We start from the raw sequence: 12,250 nt of genomic DNA, 5'->3' as shown, positions 1-12,250 counted from the left end.
GCCTGGCAACATGTATGGAGACAATGTACGACGGACTGTGTAGGCTGTCTACATGAAAGCCGATGCCCTCCGTGGCCACCTCGACTCGCTGATCCTGGCCGTCGTCGAGAAACAGCCCCTCCACGGCTACGCGATCATCGAGGCCCTGAGCGCCCGCAGCGGCGGCGAGCTCGACCTCCCCACCGGCACCATCTACCCCGCGCTGCGCCGCCTGGAGAAGGCCGGTTACCTCGACAGCTCCTGGTCCGAGGTCGGCGGCCGCAAGCGCCGCACCTACGAGCTCTCCTCCGCCGGCCGCAACGCCCTCGCCGCCCACCGCCAGGAGTGGCGGACCTTCGCCAAGGTCGTCTCCGGCGTGCTCGGCGAAGCCTGACCCGTCGCCGAAACGGCACTTACGTCGGCCGAGACGGCACTTGCGTCGGCCGAGACGGCAGTTGCGTCGGCCGAGACGGCAGTTGTGTCGGCCGAGACGGCACTTCTGGAGAGTCATTCAGGGAGTTCCCTGATGTGGCCGACACCGCGGAGAGCAGAAGATGAGCGTATGAGCGCCGTCGACGTCTATCTTGCGGACCTGCGCGCCGCGATCCCCGGCCCGAGCTGGACCCGGCGCGACCTCCTGCGCGAGGCCGGCGACCACCTCGAGGACGCGACCGACGCCTACGCCGCCGCGGGCTACACACCCACCGAGGCCGAGGCGCTCGCCCTGCGCGACTTCGGCTCGGTCGACGACATCGCCCCCGGCTTCCGCGACACCGTCGCGATCGGCGCAGCCCGACGTACGGCCGTCCTGCTCGTCCTCGTCATGCTCCCCCAGGCCTTCCTGTGGGACGGCGGGATCGACCTCGGCGCGAGCGCCCACTCAGCCGCTCCCGACAGCGGCCTCTTCCACGTCCTCGACATCGTCATCGGGTACGTCGGCACAGCAGGCGCCATCGGAGCCCTGGTCGCGCTGGCGGTGACCGCGATCGGTCAGCGTTGGCTCCGGATCGGGCGCCGTACAGCCCGGATCACCGCCACCTGGTCCCTGGCCACGGCCATGATCGTGCCGATCATCGGCTTCACCATGCTCGCCCTGACCGGCGGCCTCACCGTGTTCCTGGCTCTCAGCGCGCTCGCGTTCATGGCCGCGCCGTTCGCCCTGGTCGCCCTCTCCGCCCAGCGCACCCTCGCCGCCTGCTGAAAACACGAGTGCCCCAGCCGCTCAGGCAGCGGTCGGTGAGCCTACGGTCGTCCCGGTTCGCCAGCGGGCTGACGCGTGGGCGAACGCTCGTCGGGACGTCCCTCCCGCCACTTCCGTCACGGTGTTCAGGCAACGCCTGCACTTCTCAGGCGTTGCAATGCCTGAGAAGTGCAGGAATACCCGGTTAACCGGGTATCCCAACGTCAGTCGAACTTGCGCTTCTGCCGCGGCTTGCGAGGACGGTCGCCGAAGTCGGAGCTGCTGCCCGGTCGGCCGCCCTTGTCGAAGCGACCACCCGAGCGACGCACGGGGCCGCCACCGGAGTCCTCGGAGAGCTCGATGAGCTTGCCGGAGATGCGGGTCGACTCGAGCGCCTTCCAGGTCTCGGGAGCCAGGTCCGCGGGGAGCTCGACGAGCGAGAAGTCGTTGCGGATGGAGATGTTGCCGAAGTCGGCGCGGCGCAGGCCGCCCTCGTTGGCGATGGCGCCGACGATCTGGCGCGGCTCGACGCGGTGGCGCTTGCCGACCTGGATCTTGTAGGTGGCCAGCGGCTGACCCGTCTGACGCGACGTACCCGTCTCGCGGCGAGGGCCACGGTCGCTGCCGCGGTCATCGCGGCGTCCACGCCGGTCCTCGTAGGCAGGCTTCTCCGGCTCGGGGTCGAGGAGCAGGGGCTCCTCGCCGTGGAGCACCGCGGCCAGAGCGGCCGCGACGTCGACCTCGGGGATGTCGTGCTCCTCGACGTAGTGACGCACCACGTCGCGGAAGAACTCGATGCGCTCGCCCTCCTGCAGCGCGGCCGTGATGCCGTCGTCGAAGCGGGAGAGGCGGGTCGCGTTGACCTCGTCGACCGAGGGCAGCTGCATCTGCGTCGGCTGCGCCTTGGTGTGCTTCTCGATCGCGCGCAGCAGCCACCGCTCACGCGGGGTGACGAACGAGATCGCGTCGCCGGTGCGGCCGGCACGCCCGGTGCGGCCGATGCGGTGGACGTACGCCTCGACATCGGTCGGCAGGTCGTAGTTGACCACGTGCGAGATCCGCTCGACGTCGAGACCACGAGCCGCGACGTCGGTCGCGACCAGGATGTCCAGCGAGCCGTCCTTGAGCTGGTTGACGGTCTTCTCGCGCTGGTTCTGAGCGATGTCACCGTTGATCGCGGTGGCCAGGAAACCTCGCGCACGGAGCTTTTCGGCCAGCGACTCGGTCTCGGACTTGGTGCGCGTGAAGACGATCATGCCCTCGAAGTTCTCGACCTCGAGGATGCGGGTGAGCGCGTCGACCTTCTGGGGGTAGGACACCATCAGGTAGCGCTGGGTGATGTTCGTGGCGGTCTGGGTCTTCGCCTTGACCGAGATCTCCTTCGCATCGCGAAGGTACTTCTTCGACAGGCGCCGGATCTGCGCAGGCATGGTCGCCGAGAAGAGCGCGACCTGCTTGTCCTCGGGGGTGTCGGCGAGGATCGTCTCGACGTCCTCCGCGAAGCCCATGTTGAGCATCTCGTCGGCCTCGTCGAGCACCAGGAAGCGCAGCTGGGAGAGGTCGAGCGTGCCCTTCTCCAGGTGGTCCATGATCCGGCCGGGCGTGCCGACGACGACATGCACGCCGCGACGGAGTGCGGTCAGCTGCGGGCCGTAGCCCTGGCCGCCGTAGACCGGCAGGATGCGCACGCCGTTGAGGTTGGACGCATAACGCTCGAATGCCTCGCACACCTGCAGGGCCAGCTCACGCGTCGGCGCGAGCACCAGCGCCTGGGGCGCGTTTTGGTGGATGTCGAGGTTGGAGAGCACCGGCAGCGCGAACGCAGCGGTCTTTCCGGTGCCGGTCTGCGCGAGACCGACGACGTCACGCCCCTCGAGCAGCGACGGGATGGTCGCGGCCTGGATGGCGCTGGGCGTCTCGTAGCCGAGCGCCTTCACCGCGCCGAGGACGCTGGCGGAGAGGCCGAGTGAGTCGAACGTCGGACCCTGCTCAGCCTCCGCGCTGGACCCACCGCTGGGCGCGCTCGGCTCCTCGGGCGCGGTAGTGGTGGATACGGCAGATTCAGGGTCGGTGCTCACCCTCCAACGGTAGGCCCATATAGCACGTTCTATGCATTTCTCGGCGCGGTGGGCCCCGTCACTTGCCCCTCGCTCGAGGCGCTCAGGAGACGATGACGTCGTCGCCGACCGCGATCTCACCGGGATGGGCGACGGCAAGATGCACCGCTGCCCACACCTTGCCGTCCCAGCGGCGATGCTTGGCGAGAGCACGGAGCGGGTCCTTGCCCGACTCCAGGGTGTCGGCGTCGATGGTCGTCATCACGCACCGGTCGATCGGGGCTGCGACCCGGAACCGAGCGCCACCGATCGCGACCTCCCGCCAGCCGTCCTCGGCGAACGCCTCCGGGGCACCCTCGATCAGCAGGTTGGCACGGAAGCGCTGCGCAGGGACGTCGATCTCGGCCCACGCGTCGATCTGGTTGGTCGAGGCGTCGGTGATCAGCGACACCGGTGAGGAGTCGTGGAACGCGGCGAACTCACCGGGCCGATACTTGTCCGGGTTCATCGCCCGCTTCGTCGGGTCGGCACACCACATCAGCCTGAGTTCGTCGCGGCCGAGCGCCTTCCTCAGCCACGCGTCGGCAGGCTCCCCGACGGCCTGGGCGGTGAGCGACTTCGCGAAGAAACGTACGCCGACGGCCGGCGCCTCCCGCTCGGGCACCGCCACCTCCAACGGGTCCATCTCGGGAGCTTTCAGCAGCAGGTCGACGCCCGCCGGCCCGCCGGTCGACGGCGTTTCCGCCACGACCTTGAACAGCTCCCTCACCTCACGAGCCGTCACCAGCTTGCCGCTGCCGTCGACGACCAGCCACTCGCGGTCGCCCACGATCCCGGCCCTGCCGACGTACGCCTCCTCGACCGGCCTGATCGCCGTCGACTTCACCGGATGGATGTTGATCCCTGCGAGGCGCATGGGGCCCATTGAAGCGGACACCGCTACTCGACCGTGACCGATTTAGCGAGGTTCCGGGGCTTGTCGACGTCGTGGCCGAGGGTCTTGGCGGCGTGGAAGGCGATCAGCTGGAGCGGGATCGTCAGCAGGATCGGGTCGAGCTCGACCTCGTTCTTCGGTACGTCTACCCGCAGCGCGTCGAGCTCGCCGAGGTCGACATCGGGGTGGGTGACGACGACCAGCGGCCCGCGGCGGGCGCTGATCTCGTGCAGAGCCGCGACATTGCGGTCGGTCAGCTCGTCCTGGGGGACGATCGCCACGGTCGGAACGGACTCCGAGATCAGCGCGAGCGGGCCGTGCTTGAGCTCGGAGGTCTGGTAGGCCTCGGCGTGCCGGTAGGAGATCTCCTTGAGCTTCTGCGCTCCTTCGCGCGCGACCGGGTAGCCACGTACGCGACCGACGAAGAACATCGACTCGGCCTCGGCCAGCCGGGCGGCGACCTCCTCGAGGTGGGACTCGCTCTTGAGAATCTCCTCGATCTGGGTCGGCAGCGCCTGCAGGCCGGCGATGAGCCGCTTCCCGTCGGCGATCGAGAGGTCGCGTACGCGGCCCAGCTGGAGCGCCAGGAGCGAGAACGCGACGAACATGTTGGTGAGCGCCTTGGTCGAGGCGACCGCGATCTCCGGGCCGGCGTGCAGGTAGATGCCGCCGTCGACCGCACGCGCGATCGCCGAGCCGACGACGTTGACGACGCCGAGCACCCGGCCGCCCTTGCGCTTGATCTCCTGGACGGCGAGCAGGGTGTCGATCGTCTCGCCGGACTGGGACACCGCGACGTAGAGGGTGTCGGGCTCGATGATCGGGTTGCGGTAGCGGAACTCCGACGCCGCCTCGGCGTCGGCGGGGACCCGCGCGAGCTCTTCGATCAGTCCCGCGCCCATCTGGCCGACGTAGTAGGCCGAGCCACAGCCGAGGATCTTCACCCGGCGGATCGCGCGCAGCTCGCGCGGGTCGAGGTTGAGCCCGCCGAGGTGGGCCGTCCCGAACCGCTCGTCGAGCCGGCCACGCAGCGCCCGCTCGACCGAGGACGGCTGCTCCAGGATCTCGGTGAACATCCGCGGCTCGTCGGCGAGCTCGCCGTACTCGTACGCCGACGGATCCACATCGACCTCGCGAGCCGTCGTGGTGGTCGTCGTCAGGTCCTGGCGGAAGGTCGTGAACCCGGTCGCGGTGATAGTCGCGAGCTCGCCGTCGTCGAGGTGGGCGACGGTGGTGGTGTGGCGTACGACCGCGGCCAGGTCCGAGGCGACGTACATCTCCCCGTCGCCGACGCCGACGATCAGCGGCGAGCCGTTGCGGGCGACGACCATGCGGTCGGGGAAGTCGGCGTGCACGACGGCCAGGCCCCAGGTGCCCTCGACCTGGGAGAGCGCGTCGACGACCTTGGCCTCGAGCGTGTCTGCGGTCGACGCTCCGATGAGGTGGGCGAAGACCTCGGTGTCGGTGTCGCTGACCAGCTCGACGCCCGCCTCGGTGAGCCGCTCCCGCAACGAGGCGGCGTTGTCGACGATCCCGTTGTGGACGACGGCCACGCGACCATCGGCGGAGACGTGCGGGTGGGCGTTGGTGTCGTTGGCCGGACCGTGAGTCGCCCACCGGGTGTGGCCGATGCCGACCTTGCCGGAGAACCGCTTCGGCAACGCATCGACCAGATCGCGTACGCGGCCGGCCTTCTTCACCACCTGGAGCCTGCTGCCCAGCACCGCGACGCCCGCCGAGTCATAGCCGCGGTGCTCCAGCCGGGCCAGCCCCTCGGTGAGCAGGCCGGCAGCCTGCTGAGGCCCGATGTAGCCGACGATTCCGCACATGTGTCCCGTCCAATCTATCCGTCGTTCTATCCGTAGATGAGCCGTCGCAGCTGCCGTTCGGTCAGCTGCGGCGCGGCAACGACCCGCGCCCGAAGCTCCTCGGCGAGCTGCGCGAAGATCGCGTCGTTCTTCGCGCCGTAGGTCTTCAGCTGTGCATGCCGACGGCGTACGTAGGCCTCGACCGGTTCGTCGAAGTACGCCACCACGTCCTCGATCACGCGCGCCGCCTCCGCAGGCCGGAGCCCGGTGGTGGCGACCAGGTGGTCGATCAGCGCTTGCTCGGCCTTCACTCCACCAACTGTGAGCCACCCACGGGACAAGGTTCAACTTTCTGCCCGATTTCGGGCAGAACTTGCCCTTTCGCCGCAAGTGGGGCGTCACGCACCCACATCACCCCTTGAGGGGTCTCGAAGTGGAGCGCCGCACGCCATCTGGCCGATTACTTGGACACAGGAGTGGGGGTGCGGTACCTTAGGTGAACACAAGGTGAACAGGAGGTGTCTGATGAACGGTAATAAAGTGACTGGCAAGCTCGAGCTCCGCTGGCTCCCCGTCGTCGACCGCCGCGGCCGTAAGCACATGGAGGCCCGCTGGGTCGAAGTCAGTGCGCCCGCGACCACTCGTCACGCTGCCTGACAACCGCTCAACGCTCCCGAGGCCCGCCCCCGACAGGGGAGCGGGCCTCGTGCGTTTAGGGATAGCGTTGTCACTGCAACCAATTTTCCCCCGTCGTCAGGAAAGGCCACGCGAGCGGGAACATTGGGAGAGATTCCCCCGTTATGATGCTTGCAGTTTCAACCAATTCTTCCAGGAGCACATTCGCTATGGGCATTTTCAGCAAGAAGGACACGGCACCCGCCGAGACCGAGTTCGACACCCCGACCGCCGCCATCGAGGACATCTCGGGTGACTACACCCTCGACGTCGCCCACACCCGCCTGGGCTTCTCGGCTCGCCACGCGATGGTGACCACCGTCCGCGGCTCGTTCAAGGAGTTCGAGGGCACGGCGACGATCGACACCGCCGAGCCGGCCAAGTCCAAGGTCTCGCTGACGATCAAGGCCGCCTCCGTCGACACCGGCAACGCCGACCGCGACGGCCACCTGCTCTCGGGTGACTTCTTCGAGAACGAGGCGCACCCCAACATCACCTTCGAGTCGACCGAGGTCGAGTTCGACGGTGAGGCCTGGAACATCACCGGCGACCTGACCATCAAGGGCACCACCAAGTCGGTCACCGTTCCGTTCGAGCAGACCGGCTCCGCCAAGGACCCGTTCGGCAACACCCGCGTCGGCTTCGAGGGTGCCGTCGCGATCAACCGCACCGACTGGGGCCTTTCCTTCAACGCCGCCCTCGAGACCGGCGGCGTCCTCGTCTCCGAGAAGATCAAGCTCGAGTTCGACATCTCCGCGATCAAGAATGCGGACGAGGCTGCCTGATCCTGAGGTCGATCTGACCCACGGATGCGTCGGGGCCACCGGGAGATCTCCCGGTGGCCCCGACGCATTTCATCCGCGGATAGCTCAACGCGCGTCCTGGACGTAGTAGTGCTTCTCCACCCCGACCCGACCGGTGCCGACGATGTCCACGGACGAGGAGTCACCGGTCGCTCCCCCGGCGAAGCCGACCTGGTCCGTGCCGAGATCGACACCGCGACCGCCACCCAGCGGCGAGCCGGTGTCATCGTCATGGTGGACGACGCCACCACCGTCGGCGTTGTCGACCGGAGACTCGACGTGCGCGCGGCCACTGGCCACGACCGTCGTCCCATCGGTCGTCACCGTCACCGCCGCGTCGCCGCCGGCCGCCGCTCCCGAGATCGTCACCGGGCCCGCGGGTCCGCGATCCGGAGCCTTGATCGGTTGCTGGGCCACCGAGGCCCGGCTGTCGGCCTGCTCGACGTACTGCGAGTCGGCACTGGCGACCGCGGCACCGGCGACGATCAAGCCGCCTGCCACAAGGGTCACTGCCACCGATCGCCGAAGTCCCCCGAGGATCTTCGAGTTCATCGCGTTCTCCTGATGTGTTCGGGTGTTGCGGGGAATGCGGGACCCCGTCAGTGCCTGCACCCGGCGCCCGAGCGCACGGGGATCGCGGCTGACACCGACGGGGTCCCGCCGAGCGGGGCGAGCGAGGTCCTGGTCACGCTCATAGCCCCACCCATCGGACCGGACGGATCGGCAGTCTGAGACGACTGGCCAGCTTCACGTCCGGTGGTAGATCCATGCAGGGCGACGCCCCCCGGCGTCCAATCGCCAGCATGGATCCGTTGCTCAACATGGACACTCCCGAGTTTGGTCCGAATCAGAGCCTTCAGTACTTGTTACGTACGCCAATGTACTGGCGTTGCAGTTCGTGGCGAAATAAGGAAAAAGTCCCGCAAACACGTCATAAAGGCGTGTTTGCGGGACTTTGTGTCTGGGTCAGTAGCCCTCAGCGCACCTCCGTCGTCGAGCTCAGCTCCTCGACGACACCCTCGTCGCCGGCGTCGACCGAATAGTCCGCCGCCGAGGTGGCGTCCTCACCGTCGGGCACGTTGAGCGCCCTCAGGATCGGGGTCAGGACGACGACCACGATGAGGTTCAGCAGGAACGCGGTGAGCGCGATGTAGATCGGCGTCTCCGTGCCCGGGAAGGGCGCCAACGGTCCACCGAAGTGCTCCTGCGTGGGCGAGGAGACGCCGTACGCGACGATCGTCCCGTACGCCATCCCGACCGCCCAGCCGGCCAGGACCGCCCAGCGGTGGAACCACCGGGTGTAGAGGCCAACGACGATCGCCGGCAGCGTCTGCAGGATCCAGACACCACCGAGCAGCTGCAGGTTGATGGCGTACGACTTCGAGAGCGCCAGCACGAAGATCAGCGCCCCGAACTTCACGACCAGGGAGACGATCTTGGCCTGCTTGGCCTCGTCCTGCGGGGTCGCGTCGGGCTTCAGGTACGCCTTGTAGATGTTGCGCGTCCACAGGTTCGCGGCGGCGATCGACATGATCGCCGCCGGCACCAGCGCACCGATGACGACGGCCGCGAACGCGACGCCGGCGAACCACGCCGGGAACTGGTCCTCGAAGAGCTGCGGGATCGCGAGCTGCGGGTTCGGCGGGTCGCCGACCATCACCCCGGCCGCTAGGGCCACGAACCCGAGCAGCGCCAGGAGCCCCAGCAGGAACGAGTACGCCGGCAGCAGCGAGGCGTTGCGGCGGATCACGTTTCGGCTGCGGGTGGAGAGGACGCCGGTGATCGAGTGCGGGTACATGAACAGCGCCAGCGCCGAGCCAAGAGCCAGGGAGGCGTACGCCCACTGCCCGGCCGCCTGCGTCGGGAACAGTGCCTTCGGGGCGGCGTCGCCGGCGGCGATCGCGTCGGCGTTCTCGGTGTTGAACGTGTCGAAGCTGTTCTGCACCGTCTCGAAGATGTTGCCCCAGCCACCGAGCTGCGACGGGATGTAGATGATCGCCACGATGATCACGATGTAGATCAGCGAGTCCTTCACGAACGCGATCAGCGCCGGCGCCCGCAGCCCGGAGGAGTACGTGTAGGCGGCGAGCACCGCGAACGCGATGAAGAGCGGCAGGTCACGGATGAACCAGTTCGAGGAGTCGCTCTGCAGACCCATCACCTCGAGCACGACCTCCATGCCCACCAGCTGCAGCGCGATGTAGGGCATCGTCGCCAGCAGGCCGGTGACCGCGACAGCCAGCCCCAGCGACCTGGACCCGTAGCGGCCGACGACGAAGTCGGCCGGGGTGACGTAGCCGTGCTTGTGCGAGACCGACCACAGCTTCGGCAGGAACGCGAAGATCAGCGGGTAGACGAGGATCGTGTACGGCACCGCGAAGAACCCGACCGCCGAGCCGGCGAACAGTGTCGCGGGCACCGCGATGAAGGTGTACGCCGTGTAGAGGTCGCCTCCGATGAGGAACCAGGCCACGAACGTACCGAAGCCGCGGCCACCCAGACCCCACTCGTCGAGGTTGTCCATCGACTTCGCCCGGCGCCAGCGCGCGGCGGAGAAGCCGAGGATCGTGACCAGCAGGAAGAGGAAGGCGAAGACGGAGACTGCTACCGCGCTCACTGGCCACCCTCCTTCCACGGACGCCCGGCGGCGGCACGGTCACGCCGGAACGCGGCCTTGGCGACGAAATAGGCGAGGGTCGTGAACAGGACCGAACAGGGGATGAGGACGAGCTGGAACCAGAAGTAGAACGGGAATCCGGCGAACGTCGGGTCCTCCTTCGCGTACAGCGGCACCGCGAGTGACGGCGCCGCTGCCGCGAACAGGAGGACCCCGACAAGGATCCACGAGCCCTTGGACGAGGACGGCATGGGTCACCTCCGAGATCTGTCGAAGTGGGGTTGGACGACCTGTGACCTTGGTCACATTCAAGGTCGGTGTCCAGCCCAATTCGACCGACACGACGACGAACGGTCGATCTGCCGGGACGAACGGTCGCGGGCGAGTCCGATTCGCCTCCGCGGACGGTTCGTACGCTGCTAGTTTCCGCCCGTGACTTCCCCCCCACTCGGGTGATGGCATGCCCGGATCACACCCACCGATCACGGCAACGGAGCTGGCCGCGGCCCGGGCGAAGTACGTCCAAGAGCGCGAGCGCAGAGTGCGCCCGGACGGCCTCGGCCAGTACCGCCGGCTCGCGTCCGACCCCGCTGCCGCCCCGCACGACCCGTTCACCGAACGTGTCGACCGGCAACCCCTCACCGACCACGTCGACGCCCTCGTCATCGGCGCGGGGCTCGGCGGGCTGCAGACCGCGATCCGGCTGCGCCAGGCCGGGCTCGAGCGGATCCGGCTGATCGACGACGGCGGCGACGTCGGCGGCACCTGGTACTGGAACCGCTACCCCGGCGTCCACTGCGACATCGAGTCCTACCTCTACATGCCGATGCTGGAGGAGGTCGGGTATGTCCCGCGCTGGCGCTACGCGCCCGGCGAGGAGATCCGCCAGCACATGGTCGCGCTCGCGGAGCGGTTCGACCTCTACCGCGACGCCGCCTTCCACACCTCGGCGACCGAGCTGCGCTGGGACGAGGACGGCGCCAGGTGGCACGTCGGGACCGACCGTGACGACGCGTTCACGGCGACCTGTGTCGTGGTCTCCTCGGGTTCGCTGTCGCTGGCCAAGCTGCCGGGGATCGAGGGGATCGAGAGCTTCCGCGGGCGGGCGTTCCACACCAGCCGGTGGGACTACGGCTACACCGGCGGCGACGCCTCCGGCGGGCTGGTGGGGCTCGCGGACAAGCGGGTCGCGGTCGTCGGGACCGGGGCCACCGGGATCCAGGTGGTGCCGATGGTCGCGGAGCATGCTGCCCGGACGTACGTCTTCCAGCGGACGCCGGCGACCGTCGACGTGTCCAAGGCGACCAGTCCGCACCCCGGGCTCAACATGACCCTGCTCGAGGGTCCGACGTTCGGGGCCGACGGTGACCTCTACTTCGTCGACGTGGTGGCCTCCTCGCCGGCGCCGAAGGTGCTGCGCCTCGACACTGCCTCGCGGGAGGTCTCCGGCTTCTTCACCGACTCGGCAGGGAGCTATACCTCGGCGCAATGGAGCCCCGTCGACGGCCGGCTCTACCTGACCGACTATCAGGGCACGATCCGCAGCGTCGCAGCCGACGGCACCGACCCGCGCACGGTCTTCGCCGGTGCGGTCGAGGGCAGTCCGATGAACCCCGACGACCTGACCTTCGACCCCGAGGGCAATCTCTATGTCACTGATCTGACCGGCTACCTCGACCCGGCCAAGGAGCCGGTGGGCCGGGTCGTACGCATCGCGGCCGACGGCTCGAGCGCGACCGTGCTGGCCGACGAGCTCGCCGCCCCGAACGGCATCTCCTTCGACCGCCGCTACCGCGGGCTCTACGTGAGCACCCTGTGGGAGAACCGGATCAGCTATCTGGCTCTCGACCGGTCGCGCACCTCGGTCCTCGCGACCTCGATCGTCGCCGAGATCGACGACGGACCGGCTGAGACCGAGACCGACTCCAACGCCGTCGACGCGGCCGGCAACATCTACCAGGCCACCCACGGCGAGCCGGTCATCCGCGTCTTCTCCCGGCACGGCCGGCCGCTCGCGACCGTCCGGGTCCCGGCCGCCGACCGGGCCGGGCTCACCTCGGCGACCAACATCGCGATCCGGCCCGGAACGAAGAAGGCGTACGTCACCGTCTCCGGCGACGCCGGCGGCTTCATCTACAGCTTCAACGCGCTGGCCAAGGGCATCCGGCAGTCAAACGGAGGCTAGAGCGGTCGCCGC

At 68.5% G+C, this 12,250-nt stretch carries 11 protein-coding genes; 4 read left to right on the top strand and 7 right to left on the bottom strand.

Annotated elements, in window-relative coordinates:
• The first annotated feature begins 52 nt into the window (after positions 1 to 52).
• Both ABZY89_RS17110 and ABZY89_RS17105 read left to right on the top strand, forming a co-directional pair.
• The gene (locus tag ABZY89_RS17110; protein WP_008356007.1) at positions 53 to 373 is read left to right on the top strand and encodes a helix-turn-helix transcriptional regulator; all 321 of its coding nucleotides are present in this window, start codon (positions 53 to 55) and stop codon (positions 371 to 373) included.
• Between the two features lie 168 nt (positions 374 to 541).
• Entirely contained in the window at positions 542 to 1,180 is a 639-nt protein-coding gene (locus ABZY89_RS17105; RefSeq protein ID WP_355229074.1) for a permease prefix domain 1-containing protein, read from the top strand.
• Positions 1,181 to 1,383: 203 nt separating this feature from the next.
• Here the strand turns inward: ABZY89_RS17105 and ABZY89_RS17100 are convergent, their stop codons facing one another.
• The 4 genes from ABZY89_RS17100 to ABZY89_RS17085 form a co-directional block, all read right to left on the bottom strand.
• A complete protein-coding gene (locus ABZY89_RS17100) occupies positions 1,384 to 3,237 on the bottom strand; it encodes a DEAD/DEAH box helicase (protein WP_355229072.1) in 1,854 nt (617 codons plus the stop codon).
• Positions 3,238 to 3,319: 82 nt separating this feature from the next.
• A complete protein-coding gene (locus ABZY89_RS17095; protein ID WP_355229070.1) occupies positions 3,320 to 4,132 on the bottom strand; it encodes an MOSC N-terminal beta barrel domain-containing protein in 813 nt (270 codons plus the stop codon).
• 23 nt (positions 4,133 to 4,155) lie between these two features.
• Positions 4,156 to 5,979, bottom strand: coding sequence for a glutamine--fructose-6-phosphate transaminase (isomerizing) (glmS, locus tag ABZY89_RS17090; protein WP_355229069.1), 1,824 nt, complete (start codon positions 5,977 to 5,979; stop codon positions 4,156 to 4,158).
• Between the two features lie 26 nt (positions 5,980 to 6,005).
• Positions 6,006 to 6,269, bottom strand: coding sequence for a hypothetical protein (locus tag ABZY89_RS17085; protein WP_355229067.1), 264 nt, complete (start codon positions 6,267 to 6,269; stop codon positions 6,006 to 6,008).
• A gap of 534 nt (positions 6,270 to 6,803) precedes the next feature.
• Between ABZY89_RS17085 and ABZY89_RS17080 the strand changes: the two genes are divergently transcribed.
• Positions 6,804 to 7,418, top strand: a complete 615-nt coding sequence (locus ABZY89_RS17080) for a YceI family protein (RefSeq protein WP_355229066.1) — start codon at positions 6,804 to 6,806, stop codon at positions 7,416 to 7,418.
• Positions 7,419 to 7,502: 84 nt separating this feature from the next.
• Here ABZY89_RS17080 and ABZY89_RS17075 read toward each other — a convergent pair whose 3' ends face one another.
• From ABZY89_RS17075 to ABZY89_RS17065, 3 genes are all read right to left on the bottom strand, one after another.
• Positions 7,503 to 7,988 carry a hypothetical protein gene (locus ABZY89_RS17075; RefSeq protein ID WP_355229065.1) on the bottom strand — a complete coding sequence of 162 codons (486 nt, stop codon included), beginning with the start codon at positions 7,986 to 7,988 and terminating at the stop codon, positions 7,503 to 7,505.
• A gap of 424 nt (positions 7,989 to 8,412) precedes the next feature.
• Positions 8,413 to 10,053, bottom strand: a complete 1,641-nt coding sequence (gene mctP / locus ABZY89_RS17070) for a monocarboxylate uptake permease MctP (RefSeq protein ID WP_355229063.1) — start codon at positions 10,051 to 10,053, stop codon at positions 8,413 to 8,415.
• Positions 10,050 to 10,304 (bottom strand): DUF3311 domain-containing protein, encoded by a 255-nt coding sequence (locus ABZY89_RS17065; protein ID WP_355229061.1) that lies wholly within the window; start codon positions 10,302 to 10,304, stop codon positions 10,050 to 10,052. The genes mctP and ABZY89_RS17065 overlap by 4 nt, the downstream gene beginning before the upstream one ends.
• A 209-nt stretch (positions 10,305 to 10,513) precedes the next feature.
• On the opposite strand from ABZY89_RS17065, the gene ABZY89_RS17060 reads away from it, so the two are divergent.
• Complete coding sequence (locus ABZY89_RS17060; RefSeq protein ID WP_355229060.1) at positions 10,514 to 12,238, top strand: SMP-30/gluconolactonase/LRE family protein; 1,725 nt, start codon at positions 10,514 to 10,516, stop codon at positions 12,236 to 12,238.
• Positions 12,239 to 12,250 lie beyond the last annotated feature (12 nt).

The organism is Nocardioides sp. NPDC006303 (genome assembly GCF_040613175.1).
GTDB lineage: Bacteria > Actinomycetota > Actinomycetes > Propionibacteriales > Nocardioidaceae > Nocardioides.
Note: the sequence above shows the minus strand (reverse complement) of the source record. Positions and strands in the feature narration are given on the sequence as shown.